Origin of the sequence: Leifsonia sp. EB41 (genome assembly GCF_041262565.1) — a bacterium.
Lineage (GTDB): Bacteria > Actinomycetota > Actinomycetes > Actinomycetales > Microbacteriaceae > Leifsonia.
Window position 1 is genome coordinate 2150804 of record NZ_JBGCCJ010000001.1, and the last position, 15830, is coordinate 2166633.

A 15830-nucleotide genomic window follows, 5' to 3' on the forward strand; every position below is an offset into this window, starting at 1 on the left:
TCAGCCTCCCAGCAGCGTGGGGATCTGCTGGAACAGGTACTGGGTGAACGTCACGAGCTGCTCGATCATCCAGTTGCCGCACACGATCAGCGCGATGGAGACGCCGATCGCCTTCGGCACGAACGAGAGGGTGACCTCCTGGATCTGGGTGATCGACTGGATGAGCGACACCGCGAAGCCGATGGCGAGCGCGGTCAGCACCATCGGCGCGGCGAGCTGCGCCATGAGCAGGAGGGCCTGCGTGGCGATCTTGAGGACGGCGGCGGAGTTCACGGCGGCCCCCTATTTGTAACTCGCGACGAGGGACTGGATGATCAGGCCCCAGCCGTCGACCAGGACGAAGAGCAGGATCTTGAACGGCAGCGACACCATGACGGGCGGGAGCATCATCATGCCCAGCGACATCAGGCCGGCGGAGACCACGAGGTCGATCACCAGGAACGGCACGTAGATCACGAAGCCGATGATGAAGGCGGCCCGGAGCTCCGAGATGACGAACGCCGGGACGAGTGTCGTCAGCGGGACCGCGTGGAGGTTCGCCGGGTTGGCGCGGCCCGCTGCGCGGGTCATCAGCGCGATGTCCTCCTGCCGGGTGTGCGCGCCGAGGAAGGCTTTGAGCGGCGCCTCCGCGGCCTGCAGCGCGCCGCCGAAGTCGAGGTGCCCGGCCAGGTAGGGCTGCACGGCGTGGACGTTGATGTCGGTGATGGTCGGCGCCATGATGAACAGGCTCAGGAACAGGGCGAGCCCGGCCAGCACCTGGTTCGGCGGCACCGACTGGAGACCGAGGGCGTTGCGGGCCATCGAGAGCACCACGAACACCTTGGTGAACGACGAGACCATGACGAGCAGGCCGGGCGCGACGGAGATGAGCGTGACGCCGAGCAGGGTGACGATGGTGTCGGCGGGCGTGCCGTTGATGCCGTTGATCGAGATGGTCGGCCCGCCGGTGCCGGCCGCGGGTCCGGACGGCCCGGCCGGCGGGGTCGGCGACGGCAACGGCGTGGGGACGGCGTGCGCGCTGCCCGCGGTGAGCAGCACGATGCCGGCCACCGCCGCCAGCACCAGGAGCGCGAGGACGATCGGGCGCCCATAGCTGCGGCGCCCGCCCGTAAGCGCTGCGCTGCGGCGCGCGCCCGTGAGCGCTGCGGCGCTCACCGCGGAGTTCGGAGGGATTGGGCAGCCCTCCGCCAGGTGTCGGGGGAGGTGATCGCCTGCGCGAAGGTCGGGGTCGTGACGGGCGCGGGGGAGAGTTCCGGCGTGTCGTCCAGCTCGCCCAGGTCGTCGGGGACCTCGATCGACTCCTCGGCCGCGAGCGCGTCCGCGAACGTGTCCAGCTCGCGCGACTTCAGCACGACGACGGAGCTGTCGGTCACGCCGAGCACGAAGTGGGTGCCGTCGGCCTCCACGATCACGACCCGCGACTTGCCGCCCAGCGACTGGCGGCCGATGACGGTGACCGCGCGCTTGGTCCTCTTCTTGCTCCACTTCGCGCTCCTGCGCTGCACGAACCAGATGAGTCCGATGATCAGCGCGAGGGAGACGGCGACGCGGAGGGCGGTGAAGAGGGTGTCCACGGGTCAGACCAGGGCGTCGGCGGTGTCGAGGATCTGGGTGACGCGCACGGCGTAGTCCTGGTCGACGACGACGATCTCGCCGTGCGCGATCAGGCGGCCGTTGAGCAGGATGTCGGCGGGGGACCCGGCGGAGCGGTCGAGCTCGATCACGGTGCCCGGCTCGACCCCGAGGACGTCGCGCACCGACATGCGGGTGCGGCCGATCTCGACCGTGAGCGCCATCTCGACGTTGGAGATGCGGCCGAGCCGCCCTGCGACGTCCGACGTGGCCCCGGCGGACGACGCACGCACGGCGTCGCCGCGGATGGCGAACCAGGCGACTTCCTGGCCCGACCGGTCGGTGACAGTGAAGCGGTGCGCGGCGGCGTCGGAGAACAGGTGCGTTGCGTCCTCGACCCGGGAGTCGCCGAGCACGCCCGACCCGAGGTGCTCGGCCGCGGCGGCGAGGGTCGGCTGCAGGACGTCGGCGAGGCCGACCCCGAGCTGACCGCCGGTCTCGGCGAGGACGACCTCCTGGTCGCGCACGGCGAGCGCGAGCTCGGCGGACGGCGAGCCGATGAAGGTCGCGACGACCGCGTTCGCGGCGCTCGCCGGCGCCACGGCCGGGTCGAAGGCTGCCGTGACGGTGAGCTCGCCTATGCCCAACGGGGCATGTGTCAGAGTCTGCGCGGCGGCGGCATATGCGTTCTGGGGCATCGAGGGGTTCTCCATCAGTTCTTGTCCTCAGCGGTGGTGACGACGACGGCGAGGCGCGACCCGGCGGCGCCGATGGCGGCGGTCCCGACCGGCTCGCCGCCCGCCGCGACCTGGATCGGCCTGCTGACCGGGTGGGGCAGGCGGATGACATCGCCCACCGCCATCCCGAGCACGGAGGCGGGGGTGACGTACGCGGAGGCGAGCCGGGCGCTCACCTCGACCGGGACCTGCGCGAGCTGGGCGTGCAGGAGCTGCTTGGCGTTGTCGACCTCCACGGTCGGGTTCGTCTCGCCCAGCCGCTCCAGCAGGACCCGGGCCGGGAGGGCGATCGTCGCCTCCGCGACGTCCTCCCCGACGCGTGCGGCGAACCGCGCCACGATCATGAGCTCGCTGGTGGGCGCCGCCTGGGCGAACTGCGAGTTGTACTGGATTGCGTCGATCCGCACCGCGTTGGTGAACAGCGGGCCGAGCGAGTACTGCAGGTCTTCGAGCGCGTCGTTCATCAGGCCGACGACCAGGGCGTGCTCGATCGGGGTGAAGGTGCGGTCGAGCAGGGGGAGCGGGCGGTTGCCGCCGAGCATCGCGTTCACCCAGCGCAGCGCCGCTCCGGTGGGGAGCTGGATGACGCCACGGGGGTCCACGTCGCTGATCGAGCACAGCACCATCGCGGTGCTGGACGGGAGCGCCGCCGCGTACTCGTCGTAGGTGTGCATGGTGACCTGCTCGCACGTCACCTGGGACAGCACACGGACCTTCGCGGTGAGCTGGGTGCCCCACTGGCGCGCGAAGGTCGCGAAGGCGAGCTCGAGCACGCGGGAGTGCTCGCGGGCCAGGGTGGTCGGCCGACGGAAGTCGTACGGCCGCACCTCGCGCTCGGCCGGCTGGGTCATGGTCTGGGTCATCCGCCTGCTCCCTTCGCCGCGACGAGCCCCGGGATGAGGTCGCGGACCTCCTGCGGCTGGGCCGACCGGACCACGATGTCGACCCGCCGGTCCTGGGCGAGCTGCGCCGCGTCCGACCCGGTGGCCGTCGCGGTCGCGGAGCCGTCGCTGACCGCGTAGATCCGCGTCGCCTGGATGCCGGAGACATCGGTGAGCCGGCGGAGCACCGAGATGGCGCGAGCCGCCGCGAGGTCCCAGTTGTCGGCATAGGGCGGACCGGCGGGCCGGGTGTCGGCGTGCCCCTCGACCGAGATCGTGTACGACGTCGGGTACAGGACCGGCCCGACGTTGTCGATGATCCGCACCGCCAGCGGGGTGAGCGAGGCGAGGTTGGAGTCGAAGAACGCGTTCCCGCCGATCAGACCGATCGTCAGGCCGCGGGCGTCGATCGTGTAGGAGACCGAGCCCTGCAGCCCCTGGGAGGTCAGCCGGGCGTTGATCGCCGCCTCGATCGCGCGCAGGTCGGCGATCTCGACCTTGGCGGCTTCGAGGGGCGACATCGGGGGAGCGGTGGAGGCCGACGACGGCACCGGGGTGGGTTCGGCGTCCTTCGCCGCGACGATCACGCCCTTGGCCGTGTCCACCTTCTGGCTCACCTTCTCGCCGAAGCCGGTCTGGAGCGAGTTCTTCAGCTCGTTGAACTTGTGCGCATCGATGGAGGACATCGAGAACAGGACGATGAACGTGCACATCAGCACGGTGACCATGTCCATGTAGGAGGCCATCCAGCGTTCGTCGTTGGCGTGACCCTCGCCGTGGCCGTCGGCGGCCGGCCTGCGACGCCCGCGGCTCACGGCCCGACCGCGGACGCTGCCTCGGAGACCGGGGCTGACGCGTCGTTCTTGGCCTTGCTGCGCTTCGGCTTGGGACTGTAGGGGACCATCGCGGTGAGGCGCTCGGACAGCGCGCGCGAGGAGGTGCCGGACTGGATGGCGAGCACGCCCTCCACCACGATCTGCCTGCGCTCGGCTTCGAGCTCGGCGAGGCGGCGCAGGCGCGTGCCGAGCGGGAGCCAGATGAAGTTGGCGGAGAGCAGGCCCCAGAGCGTGGCGACGAACGCGCTGGCGATCATCGGGCCGAGCTTGTCGGGTGTGGAGAGGTTGCCGAGCACGTGGGTCAGCGAGACGACGGTGCCGACGATGCCGATGGTCGGCGCGTAGCCGCCGAGCGCCGAGAAGAACGAGGAGGAGACGCGGGTGGCCTTCGACCAGGTCGCGATTTGGTCCTCGAGCAGGATGCGGAGGTCCTCGGAGTCGGCGCCGTCGGCGACGCCCTGAAGGGCGCTGGACAGGAACGGGTCCTTGACCTCCTCCGCCGACGACTCCAGCGAGAGCAGCCCGCGCTGGCGGGCGACGTCGGCGAGGTCGAGGAGGGTGGCGACCGTGCCGGCGAAGTCCGGCTTCTTGCCCTTGAACGCCCCGGGGACCGCCTTGAACGAGTCGAGTGCGTCCTTCACGGTCGCGCCGGCGATGCCGACGGAGACGGTGGCGCCGAGCACGAAGACGACGGGGCCCACCAGCAGGAGCGACGCGAAGCTCGCCCCCTCGATCGTCACCATCGTCGCCAGCGAGCCGAAGGCCGCGACGATCCCGATGATCAATGCCAGATCCATGCTCAGCTCCCTTCGCCCGAGTCGGCCGGACGTCCCAGCCGGTACGCGCGGTCGAGCACGTCCGCGCGGTAGTCCGCGATGCGGTCGATGACCTCCGCCATCGTCTCGGTCACCACGTAGCGCACGCCGTCGACCATCGTCAGGGTGGTGTCGGGGTCGGCGTTGATGCGCTCGATGAGGTCCGGGTTCACGGCGAACGGCACGTGGTTCAGCCTGGTCACCGTGATCATGAGGACTCCGCAGAGAGGGGAAGGGATCGATCGCCTCCGTGACGGAGGTGCTCGCCTTCCCCTATCGGCAGGTCGGGCGGTTCCGTTAGCCCGGCGTCGCTACTCGCTCAGGGTCACTGCGTCTTGAGCTGCAGGAGCTCCTGCAGCACGTCGTCGGAGGTCGTGATCACCCGGGCGGAGGCCTGGAATGCACGCTGCGCCACGATGAGGTTGGTGAACTCCCGCGCCAGGTCGACGTTGGAGCCTTCGATCGCGCCGCTCGTCAGCGTGCCGAGGCTGCCGCTCCCGGCCACGCCCACCTGCGGGAGCCCGGAGTTCGGGGTGGCGACGAAGTTGGAGTTGCCGGCCTTCTGCAGGCCGCCCGGGTTGGTGAAGTTGGCCAGGGCGACGCGACCGATGGCCTGCTTCTGACCGTTCGAGAACGACCCCATGATCGTCCCGTCGCCCTCGAGCGAGAACGACTGGAGCGAGCCGGCGGCCGTCCCGTCCTGCGAGGCGAAGTTGACGCCGCCCGAGCCCGCGAACCCGGTGACCTTGGACATGTCGATGGTGACGCCGCCGACCGTGAGGGTCTGACCGCTGGTCATCGCGCCGTTCGTGAACGTGATCGAGCCGCTGGCGGTGGCGCCGGAGGCGTCGGTCGCGGTGACGTCCCAGCCGGCGGCGGTGCGGGTGAACGTGGTGCTGAGGTTGCGCTGCGCCCCGGTGGCGTCGTAGACGGTCACCTGGCCGTTGAGCGTCGAGCCCGCGGCCGCATCGTCGGCCAGGTTGCCGGACATCGTGGCGTTCGAGGTCGCCCGCGCCGCGGACAGCCCGCTCGTCGAGAGGGTGAGGTTGGAGACCGGGGCGGACGAGTTGACGACGCCGTTGACGGCCGGCCAGCCCTGCACGATCGCGCCGTCCGGGCTGACTAGGTTGCCGGAGGCGTCCGTGGTGAACGCGCCGGAGCGCGTGTACTGGGTCTGGCCTCCGTTGTTGACGATGAAGAAGCCGTCGCCGTTGATCATCAGGTTGGTGCCGACGCCGGTGGTCTGCGCCGCGCCCTCGGTGAAGTTGGTCGCGGTCGCCGCGACGCGCACGCCGAGGCCGACCTGAGCCGGCGACGTGCCGCCCTGGTTGGCCGTCGGCGCGGAGGCCGTCCCGATCATCTGGGACAGGGTGTCCTCGAACTCGACCGAGGAGGACTTGTAACCGGTAGTGTTGACGTTGGCGATGTTGTTGCCGACCACGTCGAGCATGGTCTGCTGCGCCTGGAGGCCCGAGACGCCGGAGTCGAGAGAACGGAGCATGGGAGTGTGCCTTTCGGTGGTGGGGACTAGGAGGCCGGAGTCTGCTGGACGCCGAGGATGCCGGAGAGGGGGAAGGTGCCGCCGTTGACGGACACGGTCGGGGTCGCCCCCGAGAACGAGACGCCCGTGACGACGCCCGTCTGGGCCTTGCCCGCGAGGTCGTTGTAGCTCACGGTCTTGCCGATGAGGTCGGCGGCCGCGGTCTGCATCTGCAGGTTCAGGGCGGTGTTGCTGCTGGAGCCCAGCGCGGTCATCTGCTGCATCATCCCGAGCTGGGTCGTCTGCTGGACCATCGCCGCCGAGTCCATCGGCGAGCTGGGGTCCTGGTTCTTGAGCTGCGTGACGAGCAGGTTCATGAAGTCGTCGGCGGTCAGCGACTGGTGCGGAGCCCGGGTGGGCTGCGTCGACCAGAGCGAGGTCGTCGAGGCGGTCGAGGCGGGATCGGTCGAGATGGGGGTGACCATGTGTTCTCCTTCGTGGTCAGACGACGATGTCGAGGGTTCGGGCGCCGGGGAGGGCGACGGTCGTGGTGGGCAGGTCCGGCGCGGCGCTTCGGACGGACGCTTCGGCCGGCTCCTCCGGCAGTTCGGCCCGAGCGGTCGTTCCGCGCTCCTCGGCGGAGGCCCACGGCGACCGGCCGCCTCCACCGCTCTCGGCCCCCGGCGCGTTCTGGTCGGAGACGGAGACCGAGGCGTTCGCCGTCGTCGCGTTGAGGTCGCGCCGCAGGTCCGTGAGGATCTGCCGGATGGCGTCGCGACCGGCGTCGCTCGGCGCGAACAGCTCGATGTGCACGCCGGTGTCGCTGACGCGCGCGTGCACCGTGACGGGGCCGAGATCGTCGGGGGCGACCCGCACGACCACGATGTGGTCGCCGTCGGGTTGCCGCGCGAGGGTCATGACCGGCTGGGCGAGCTGCTGCTGGAGCGGCGGCGCCGGGGTCGGCGCGGTGGAGGCCGAGGGCGCGGCCGCAGCAAGCGCGGTTGCGAAGGTCGGAGCCTGCGTGAGAACGGGTGCCGCTGCGGGGGTGGTCGACTGCTCGGGGCCCGCGCTCGGTGTCGCGGGTGCGGACGGCGTCCTGGCGGCCGGCCGGGCAGGCACGGAGGCTGGAGCAGCCACGGAGGCTGGAGCAGGCACGGAGGGCTGCGCACCAGTGGCGGGATCGGCCGTCGCGATCGGCTGGGCGCTTGCCTCGCGGGTCGGTGCCGGAGCCGCCGCGGGTGCCATGACCGCGGCCGTGGGAGTGGTCGGCGCTTCGACGGGAGCGGGCGACGCTGACGTCTGCACCGGGGGCGCGGGCATCGGCGTCGCCGGAGGGACCGGCGCGGCGGCGAGCGCCTGCTGCACCGCGAGCTGACCGGCCGCGAGAACATCGGCGACCGCAGGGGAGGGGGCGTCGTGGTGCTGATCCGCGTCGGTCGGCCGCGTGGACGCGCTCTTGCCGTGTGGTCCCTCGTCCGGAGTGGACGGGGAGGCCGTCGACGCGGCGTCGGCGAGCGGCGCCGGGGCGGATGTCGCCAGACCGAGGAACGTGGCAGGAGCCGGCGCGGGCTGCACAGGCGGCGCGGGCGGCGGTGTCGTCGGCGCGGTCGCTGCGGCGTCGGCAGAGGGCGCGGGGTCGGAGGGAGGCGCAGGAGGGGTCGGCGCTGCGGCGTCGCCGGCCAGCGCCGAGAGGAGGGCGGTGCCGAACGCGGTCCCACTGCCGGTCGACGAGGCATCGGACGGCGAGGCGGGCGCGAGCAGGGCCGCGGCGCCCGCGAACCCCGAGACGACCGCGCTCACGAGTTCGCCCCCGAGCTCTGACCGAGCAGCGCCGTCAGTGCGCTGCCGCCTCCCGACCCCAGGAGGCCGGAGAGCGACGACCCGCCGCTCGACCCGAGCAGTCCGAGCAGCGACGACCCTCCGCTCGACCCGAGCAGCGCCGCCAACGCGGACGAGGACGACGACGCGCCACCCGAGCCCAGCAGCCTGGCCAGCGACGACCCTCCACTCGACCCGAGCAGCGCCGCCAGCGCGGAGGCCGACGTCGTGCCAGAGGCGGCCGGTGTCGGCGCGGTCGCGTTCGGCACGATCCGGCGGATGGTCACCACGTTCGAGGGCGAGATCCAGTTGTCCATCTCTTCGACCTGGCCGCCCGGCTTGGGCGCCTGGATGATCTTGCCGTTCCCGGCGTAGATGACGATGTGCTCGCCGCCGTTGCAGACGATGAGGTCGCCCGGCTGCGCGTCGGCCAGCGACGGAACGCTCTGGCCGATCGTCCCCTGGCCGGAGACCAGCCGCGGCAGCGAGATGCCCATGTCGCCGTAGACGCGCTGCACGAGCCCGGAGCAGTCCAGGCCGGCGCTCGTCGTCCCGCCGAAGACGTACGGGACGCCGATGTACTTGCGGGCGTCCGCCACGATGTCCGCGCCGGTGGTCCCGTTGTTCGCCTGCTGGCCGGCCGCCGGGGTGACCTGCGCGCCGGTCGTCCCGGTCGCCGCGGCCAGGCTCGTCGCGAAGGCGGACGAGCTGGTGGTCTGCGCAGCCTGCGCCGCGGGCGTCGGCTGCCCGCCGACGAGCTGCACCATCTGCGACTCGATCTGCTGGATGCGGCCCACGGCCTCCGTGATGCTCATACCGCGTCCCTCCTGCTCTCGCGCCAACCCTGGATGGCCACCTCGTCGAGCGCGGACTGCTCCTCGCGCAGCTCGCGGGCGACCTCGGCCTCGGTGTGCCGCTTGCGGAGCTTCTCCAGCGAGACGGCGGACGCACGGGCGGCTCCGTGAGCCGACCTGGCGTCCCCGGCCTCCCGGGCGGCGAGCTCGTGCAGCGCCGACAGCTCGCCGAGCAGCACCTGCGCGCTCGACCGGGCCGCGACCACGGCCGAGAGGGTCGCGGAGTCGACGGCGTCGGAGCGGACCCCGGCCAGCGACGCGCGCGTCCTGGCTCCCCGGGCGCGCACAGCGTCCACCGCCCGGTTCGCGTCGGCGAGCTCCGCCGCCGCCCGCTGTTCCTCCAGGTCGCGCACGCGCAGGAGGCCGGCCAATCCGAAACGCTTCATGCCGCTGCTCCGAACGCTCGGGTCAGCTCGCGGAGCGAATCCCACGCCCCGTCCGCGGTGGACCGCTGATCCATGCCCTGCCGGAGGAAGCCGTCGATGGCCTCCTCGAACCGCACCGCGGCGTCGACCCGGGCGTTCGCACCCGGCTTGTACGCGCCGACGTCGAGCAGGTCCTGGGCGCTTCTACGCGCGGAGAGCACCGAACGGAGCGCCGTCGCGTCGGCCAGCCGGTCCTTCGGGGTGATCTTGGAGGCGAGCCGGGAGATGGAGCCCAGCACGTCGATCGAGGGGAAGTGGCCCGTGATCGCGAGAGCGCGGTCCAGGACGACGTGCCCGTCGAGGATCGACCGTGCCGCGTCGGCGATGGGCTCGTTGTGGTCGTCGCCGTCGACCAGGACGGTGTAGAGGCCGGTGATCGATCCCGTGGCCGCAGCGCCTGCGCGCTCCAGGAGCGACGCCAGCGTGGAGAAGGTCGACGGCGGGTACCCGCGGGTCGCCGGGGGCTCGCCCGCGGAGAGCCCGATCTCCCGCTGGGCCATCGCCACGCGGGTCAGCGAGTCCATCATCAGGACGACGTGCTGGCCGCGGTCGCGGTGCCACTCCGCGATCCGGGTGGCGACGAGGGAGGCCCGCAGCCGCATCAGCGCGGGCTCGTCGGAGGTGGAGACGACGACGATCGAGCGGGCCAGCCCCTCGGCGCCGAGGTCGTCCTCGATGAACTCGCGCACCTCGCGGCCGCGCTCGCCGATCAGGGCGATCACGGACACCTCGGCGTCGGTCCCGCGGGCGATCATCGACAGCAGCGACGACTTGCCGACGCCCGAGCCGGCGAAGAGGCCCAGCCGCTGCCCGCGGCCGGTGGACACCAGGGTGTCGAGGGCGCGCACCCCGAGCTGGAGGGGCGACGTGATCCGTGCGCGCTCCAGCGGGCCGGGCGCGGTCTTGGCCAGGCCGACATGCTGCGTCGGCGGGAGCGGCCCCTTGCCGTCGATGGGACGGCCGAGGCCGTCGATGACTCGGCCGAGCAGCGCGTCGCCCACCGGGACGGCGGGAGCCGCCGGAGCGGAGTGCACGGGCGTGCCGATGGGATGCGCGGCCGAGCCGGACAGCACCATGCAGGTGAGCAGCCCCGGTCGCACGGCGACGACCTGGGCCGCGGTGTCCACGCCGGGCTCGCCGATCGCCACCAGGTCGCCGACCGCGCCCTCCAGCCCGGCCACCTCGATGCCCAGGCCGACGACGGAGGCCACGCGGCCGATCCGCTCCGGCGCTGCCGACCGGACGGCGACCGCCAACCGGGCGCCCCCCGGCGCGTACCCGGTCATGCGCGGTCTCCCGTCAGGACGGTGCGCGCCCGTGCGAGCCCCGCGTCGATCCTGGCGTCCAGCCAGCCGTCGCGCAGGACGGCGATGGCGTCGCTCGGAGCGATGGACGGGTCGGGCACGATCTCCGGGAAGGCGCCGGTCTCCTGCGCGACCGCGCGGGCGTCGTCCGGGTGCATCCGCACCGAGACCAGCTCTCCGGCCGGCGTGGCGGCGATGACGCGGCGCAGGGTGTCGGCCGCGTCGACGTGCCCGTCGGCCACCTCGCGCTGGAGCACGGCCTCGGCGAGCGCGAGCGCCGCCTCCACCAGGGCGTCGTCGGCGGTGGCGACGACCGGGACGGCGAGCGCGCGCACCCCCTCCGCGGCCGCGGCGAGCGCCGCCAGGGCGCGCCGGGTCGCTGCGGCGGAATCCGCCTCCGCCGCCTGCCAGTGCTGGAGCCGGGCGCGCTCGGCCGCCTCGTGCTCGGCCTCCGCGCGGCGCAGACCCTCGCTGTAGCCGGCGGCGAACCCGCGGGCCCGCGCGCTCGACGCGCCGCCCTCGGCGTCGACCGAGACGGCCGCGCCGGACGAACCGACCTCGGGATACCGCACAGGGGCGAACGCGCTACTCGACATATTCGTCCTCGTCCGAGCGATGCACCGTGATCGTGCCCTCCGCTTCGAGGTCGCGGATCGCGCGGACGATCTCCGCCCTGGCCTCCTCGACGCGGGAGAGCCGGATCGAGCCGAGCACCGACGACTCCTCGTCGAGGACCTCGAGGTTGCGCTCGGAGAGGTTGGCGCGGATGACGTCCCTCGTCGCCTCCGGCGAGCCCTTCATCGCGATGGCGAGCATGGAGACGTCGATGCCGCGGAGCACCTGCTGGACGTCGCGCGGCTCCAGCTTCACGATGTCGGCGAAGGTCAGCATCCGCGAGCGCACCTCGGCGGCGAGCTCGGGATCGCGCTGGTCCAGTTCGTCCAGCAGTGCGCGCTCGTTGGCGACGCTGGAGCGGTTGATGATGTCCACCAGGGGCTGCACGCCGCCGACGGCGTCCTGCTGGTCCTTGGTCTTGACGACCGATCCGGCGCGGCTGCGCAGCGTGTCGGCGACGGTGCGGGCCACCTCGGGGCTCACGCTGCCCATCGTCGCGATGCAGTGCGCGACGTCGGTGCGGATCTCGGGCTTGAGCGCCGCGAGGACCCGCGAGGCCTGGTCGGCCCGCAGGTGGGCGAGCACGGTGGCCATCGTCTGCGACAGCTCGCCGTCGAGCAGGAGGGCGACCTGCGCAGGGTCGGCGGTGTCCAGGAACTCGAAGGCGCGTCCGGCGAGCGAGGATGCCACGCGGGACATCACGCCGGCGGCCCGCTCGGTGCCGAACGAGGCCTCCAGCAGCCCGATGGCCGCGCTCCGGCCTCCGCTGACGCGCGCGGCCGGCTGGAGGGCGAGCTCGTGGAACTCCACGAGCGCCGCCTCGGCCTGCTGCCGGTCGACGCGCTTGAGCGCGACGATCTCCGCTGCGATCTCCTCGGACTCCGACTCGCTGAACTGCTGCATGACGCGCGCGGCGGCCGCCTGATCCAGGTTCATCAGGATCAGGGCGGCCTTCTGCGCGCCCGTCAGCGGAGCGGCGGCCTTGGTGTCCGTCACGGCGTCGTCTCCTTCTCACCCATCAGGCTGAGCAGGAAGTCCGCCGCGCGGCGCGGGTCGTCCACGGCGAGCTGCTCGATCTCGGCCCTGCGCTGCTCCGACTCGATCGACACCGGGGTCGGCGGAGGGGTCTTCAGCGGCACGGTCGGAGCGGTGACCTGCGTGAAGGCGAGCGTCGGGGCGGCCAGCTCGTCGTAGCGGTCGTCGCCGTCGGCCTCCGCGTTGCGGCGACGGCGGCGGAAGACGAGGAGCGCGATGATCATCGCGACGATGATGCCCGCGGCGATCAGGCCGGTGCGGACCAGGGAGTCGAGCTGCGCCTGCTGGGTCTGCGCCGCGGCCTGCGCCAGCGCCTGCTTCGCGGCCTGCGCGTTCGCCTGCGAGAAGTTGACGAGCTGCACGCCCACCGCGTCGCCGCGGGTCGTGTCGATGCCGGAGGCGTTGGCCACCATCGTCTGGAGCTGGCCCGTGCTCACCCCGGCCTTGTTCGCGGCCGCGCTGTCGACGGCGACGGAGACCGTCTGCCGCTGGACGCCGCCGGCCGGGATCTGCTGCGTGACGCTGGTCTTGTTCAGCGCGTTGTCGCTCGTCGTGTTGTCGGAGCTGTAGCTGCCGTTGCCTCCGCTGTTCGCGGCGGTGTTGGAGACGCCGTTCGTGGTGGAGCTGGTGCCGAGCACGCCGGACTGGGCGGCCGCGCCGGTGCCGGTGTAGGTCTCCTTCTGCGACGACGAGCTGGTCTGCGGCGCCCCGGTCGGGATGCTGTAGCTGTCGGTCGTCTTCGTGGAGGTCGAGTTGTCCATCAGCGCGCTGACGACGACCGTGGAGTTGCCCGAGCCGAGCACCTTGTCGAGCATCGACTGCACGCTGGACTGGACGGCGCTGTCGTAGGCCTTCGCCTGGTCGCCGGTCGAGCCGGCCGTGGCCCCGCCCGTCGCCGAGAGCACGTTGCCCGCGGCGTCGATCACGGAGACGTCGGTGGGCTTCATCCCCACGGTCGAGGACGAGACGAGGTGGACGATGGCCTGCACCTGCGCGGGAGTCAGCGTGGTGCCGGCGCTCTCGTCCACGAAGACGCTGGCCGTCGGGTCCTGCGCCTGGTCGGTGAACACCGTCGGCTGCGGGATGGCCAGCTTGACCGAGGCCGTCTTGACCCCCTGCATCGCGTCGATCGTGCTCGCGAGCTCGCCCTCCATCGCACGCTTGTAGGTGACGTCCTGCTGGAACTCGGAGGTCGTGACGCCCATGTTGTCGAGCAGGGAGTAGCCCTGGTTGCTGCTCGCCGGGAGGTTGGCCGCGGCCGCCTTCAACCGCTCCTGGTAGACCTGCGCCTGCGGCACGAGGATCGTGTTGCCGCCGTCCGTGAGCTGATACGGAACGTTGTCGGTGTGGAGCTGCGTGGTGATCGCGGAGGCGTCGGAGGCGGAGATCCCGCTGAACAGCGGCACGTACTGCGGCTGGGTCAGCCAGACCGACAGGCCGGTGACGCCCAGGACGAGCACGAGCAGCGCGAGGACCGAGACGGTCTTCTGCGCGAAGCTGAAGCCGGCGATCGTCGCGCCGATGCGCTTGAGGACCGCCTGGAGCCGGGCCGGCATCTAGCCACCCATCCGCATGATGGTGTTGAACGCGTCCACGGCCTGGTTGCGCAGCGTCGCCATGAGCTGCACGGTCGTCTGCACGCGGGCAGCGGCGACGGTCGCGTCCTGGATGTCGTTGAGGTTGCCGGTGACCGCCTTCACGTTGGCCGCGTCGGACGTGCTCTGCAGCTGCTGGAGGTTGTTGACCGCCCCCGTCAGCGCGGCGCCGAACCCACCTGCGCCCGAGCCGGAGGACGGGGCGGCGACGGCCGGAGCCGCCTGCTGGACGTTTCCGAGCGAGATCGCTCCGATGGCCGGAATGCTCATCACTTGGCTCCGATCTGCAGTGCCGACTGGTACATGTCCTTCGCGGCGGTCACCGCGTTCGAGTTCGCCTGGTACGCGCGCTGCGCCTCGATGAGGTCGGTCATCTGGCTCGCCATGTCGATGGTCGTCTGCTTCACGTAGCCCTGCGCGTTGGCGTTCGGGTCGCCGGGGGAGTAGACGAGCTGACCCGCAGCCGAGCCGTAGACGATGCCGCCGATCGAGACTCCGTTCATCCCGGGGTTGGCCTGCGCCTGGACGAAGCGCTCCTGGAAGGCGGGGTTGTTCGGGGAGGTGGTGTCGTTGATGTTCGCGAGGTTGTCGCTGATCGAGTCCAGCCAGGTCTGGTTGAGCGTCATGCCCGTGCCGGAGATGCCGATGGCGTCGTAGCTCATGGTCAGTTCACCGTCGCAGCGGCTCGGATCTCACTGAACTGCTGGGACATCGCCTGCGAGGCCGCCTGGAACTTCAGCCCGTTGCTGACCTCGGCGAGCGTCTCCTGCTCCAGCGAGACGTTGTTGCCGTTCAGCCGGGTCGGGTCCATGCTCGTCGTCGGCGCGATGGCGGAGGCCGGCAGCGCACCGCTGTGCGCCGCGACCGACTTCTCGAGGGCCGACGCGAAGTCCACGACCTGGGCGTGGTAGCCGGGCGTATTGATGTTCGCGATGTTGTTCGAGATCGCGGTCTGCGCCGCGGCATAGCCGTCGAGGGCGGAGGACATCGCGTTCATCGTCACGGATTCGAGCAAGGCTCACCTCATGAATGGTGGAATTCCAGGGGAGGAGGCCGATCCGTGGCCCGCAGTGAGCTATCCGTGCTCGTAGTGGCCTATCGGCAGGAACGGCTGCCGCGTTAGCGTCCTAGCCGATCAGATCGAGGTAGACCGGAGGTTCTGCGTCCGGGCGCGGCGTCTGCACGCTGCCCAGCGACTCCAGCTCGGCGCGGATCCGCTGCTGCTGGTCGCGCAGCCCGTCGATCGCCCGCTGCTGCGCCGCCTGCACGTCACGGGCGCGCTCGGCGAGCTCCGCCGGCAGCGCGGGCAGCGGCGCACCGGGACGCCAGGCGCCGAGTCCCGCCGGGCCGGCCGCCTGTGCGCGCGTCTCCAGCTCGTCGAGCAGCGAGGCCCACGCGCCGGCGGCCGTTTCAGGCAATCGCCACGACCTCGCTGTTGTCGTCGGCGCCGTCGACCTCCCACGAGGTCCCCGCCGACAGCGAGTCCGCCGCCTGGTGCCAGGCCTGGCGCAGCGGCTCCAGCAACGCGATCGCCTCGATGACCAGGGCGACATCCCGGGTCACTCGGCAGTGGATGAGGGCGTTCGAGACGTAGATGTAGAGGCCGAGGAGGCTCTCCGCCGCGTTCCAGACGTCCACGCGCAGCGAGCCCGCCAGCGCCGTGAGGATGTCGACCGCGTGGGTGAGCCGGTAATCGGCGACCGCGAGGTCGCCGGCGTCGAGGGCGTCCTTCGCGCAGTTCAGGTCGAGCAGCAGCCGGTCGTACAGCATGGTGAGCAGTCGCGACGGCGACGCGGAGAGGATGGCGTTGTCGCGGTAGGTCTGCGCCGCAGATGGCATGTCGATCCTTGTGCTTTCTCTGGG

The 15830-nt window shown here is 71.8% G+C and carries 22 protein-coding genes; all 22 read right to left on the bottom strand.

The genetic code is table 11. From position 1 onward, the window contains the following. On the bottom strand, positions 1-273 hold the full coding sequence (locus ABH923_RS10570) for a flagellar biosynthetic protein FliQ (RefSeq protein WP_185275712.1): 273 nt from the start codon (positions 271-273) through the stop codon (positions 1-3). A gap of 9 nt (positions 274-282) precedes the next feature. Further along, the gene (gene fliP, locus ABH923_RS10575; protein ID WP_370057339.1) at positions 283-1050 is read right to left on the bottom strand and encodes a flagellar type III secretion system pore protein FliP; all 768 of its coding nucleotides are present in this window, start codon (positions 1048-1050) and stop codon (positions 283-285) included. A gap of 101 nt (positions 1051-1151) precedes the next feature. After that, positions 1152-1574: a FliO/MopB family protein gene (locus ABH923_RS10580; protein WP_370055330.1), complete on the bottom strand. Its 423-nt coding sequence runs from the start codon at positions 1572-1574 to the stop codon at positions 1152-1154. A 3-nt stretch (positions 1575-1577) separates the two neighbouring features. After that, positions 1578-2270, bottom strand: coding sequence for a flagellar motor switch protein FliN (fliN, locus tag ABH923_RS10585; protein ID WP_370055331.1), 693 nt, complete (start codon positions 2268-2270; stop codon positions 1578-1580). Between the two features lie 14 nt (positions 2271-2284). Beyond that, positions 2285-3172 carry a flagellar motor switch protein FliM gene (locus ABH923_RS10590; protein WP_370055332.1) on the bottom strand — a complete coding sequence of 296 codons (888 nt, stop codon included), beginning with the start codon at positions 3170-3172 and terminating at the stop codon, positions 2285-2287. Further along, entirely contained in the window at positions 3169-4005 is an 837-nt protein-coding gene (locus ABH923_RS10595) for a flagellar motor protein MotB (RefSeq protein ID WP_370055333.1), read from the bottom strand. The genes ABH923_RS10590 and ABH923_RS10595 overlap by 4 nt, the downstream gene beginning before the upstream one ends. Continuing rightward, positions 4002-4823: a motility protein A gene (locus ABH923_RS10600; RefSeq protein ID WP_370055334.1), complete on the bottom strand. Its 822-nt coding sequence runs from the start codon at positions 4821-4823 to the stop codon at positions 4002-4004. Before ABH923_RS10600 ends, ABH923_RS10595 begins: the two co-directional genes overlap by 4 nt. 2 nt (positions 4824-4825) lie before the next feature. Further along, positions 4826-5053, bottom strand: a complete 228-nt coding sequence (locus ABH923_RS10605; protein WP_370055335.1) for a flagellar FlbD family protein — start codon at positions 5051-5053, stop codon at positions 4826-4828. A 113-nt stretch (positions 5054-5166) separates the two neighbouring features. Next, positions 5167-6342, bottom strand: coding sequence for a flagellar hook protein FlgE (locus ABH923_RS10610; protein ID WP_370055336.1), 1176 nt, complete (start codon positions 6340-6342; stop codon positions 5167-5169). Between the two features lie 26 nt (positions 6343-6368). Then, positions 6369-6806, bottom strand: coding sequence for a flagellar hook assembly protein FlgD (locus ABH923_RS10615; protein WP_370055337.1), 438 nt, complete (start codon positions 6804-6806; stop codon positions 6369-6371). Between the two features lie 16 nt (positions 6807-6822). Continuing rightward, positions 6823-8121, bottom strand: a complete 1299-nt coding sequence (locus ABH923_RS10620) for a flagellar hook-length control protein FliK (RefSeq protein ID WP_370055338.1) — start codon at positions 8119-8121, stop codon at positions 6823-6825. Next, positions 8118-8954 (bottom strand): C40 family peptidase, encoded by an 837-nt coding sequence (locus ABH923_RS10625; protein WP_370055339.1) that lies wholly within the window; start codon positions 8952-8954, stop codon positions 8118-8120. The genes ABH923_RS10620 and ABH923_RS10625 overlap by 4 nt, the downstream gene beginning before the upstream one ends. After that, on the bottom strand, positions 8951-9379 hold the full coding sequence (locus tag ABH923_RS10630; protein WP_370055340.1) for a flagellar export protein FliJ: 429 nt from the start codon (positions 9377-9379) through the stop codon (positions 8951-8953). Before ABH923_RS10630 ends, ABH923_RS10625 begins: the two co-directional genes overlap by 4 nt. Beyond that, a complete protein-coding gene (locus ABH923_RS10635) occupies positions 9376-10704 on the bottom strand; it encodes a FliI/YscN family ATPase (protein WP_370055341.1) in 1329 nt (442 codons plus the stop codon). The genes ABH923_RS10630 and ABH923_RS10635 overlap by 4 nt, the downstream gene beginning before the upstream one ends. Then, positions 10701-11318, bottom strand: coding sequence for a FliH/SctL family protein (locus ABH923_RS10640; protein ID WP_370055342.1), 618 nt, complete (start codon positions 11316-11318; stop codon positions 10701-10703). Before ABH923_RS10640 ends, ABH923_RS10635 begins: the two co-directional genes overlap by 4 nt. Further along, positions 11308-12333, bottom strand: a complete 1026-nt coding sequence (fliG, locus tag ABH923_RS10645; protein WP_370055343.1) for a flagellar motor switch protein FliG — start codon at positions 12331-12333, stop codon at positions 11308-11310. The genes ABH923_RS10640 and fliG overlap by 11 nt, the downstream gene beginning before the upstream one ends. Beyond that, the gene (gene fliF, locus ABH923_RS10650) at positions 12330-13928 is read right to left on the bottom strand and encodes a flagellar basal-body MS-ring/collar protein FliF (protein WP_370055344.1); all 1599 of its coding nucleotides are present in this window, start codon (positions 13926-13928) and stop codon (positions 12330-12332) included. The genes fliG and fliF overlap by 4 nt, the downstream gene beginning before the upstream one ends. Further along, positions 13929-14237: a flagellar hook-basal body complex protein FliE gene (locus ABH923_RS10655; RefSeq protein ID WP_370055345.1), complete on the bottom strand. Its 309-nt coding sequence runs from the start codon at positions 14235-14237 to the stop codon at positions 13929-13931. Continuing rightward, positions 14237-14629: a flagellar basal body rod protein FlgC gene (locus tag ABH923_RS10660; RefSeq protein ID WP_370055346.1), complete on the bottom strand. Its 393-nt coding sequence runs from the start codon at positions 14627-14629 to the stop codon at positions 14237-14239. The genes ABH923_RS10655 and ABH923_RS10660 overlap by 1 nt, the downstream gene beginning before the upstream one ends. Before the next feature lie 2 nt (positions 14630-14631). After that, positions 14632-14964: a flagellar basal body rod protein FlgB gene (gene flgB / locus ABH923_RS10665; protein WP_370055347.1), complete on the bottom strand. Its 333-nt coding sequence runs from the start codon at positions 14962-14964 to the stop codon at positions 14632-14634. Between the two features lie 130 nt (positions 14965-15094). Next, entirely contained in the window at positions 15095-15385 is a 291-nt protein-coding gene (locus ABH923_RS10670) for a hypothetical protein (protein WP_370055348.1), read from the bottom strand. Further along, positions 15378-15806: a flagellar export chaperone FliS gene (fliS, locus tag ABH923_RS10675; RefSeq protein ID WP_370055349.1), complete on the bottom strand. Its 429-nt coding sequence runs from the start codon at positions 15804-15806 to the stop codon at positions 15378-15380. Before fliS ends, ABH923_RS10670 begins: the two co-directional genes overlap by 8 nt. Positions 15807-15830: the final 24 nt, after the last annotated feature.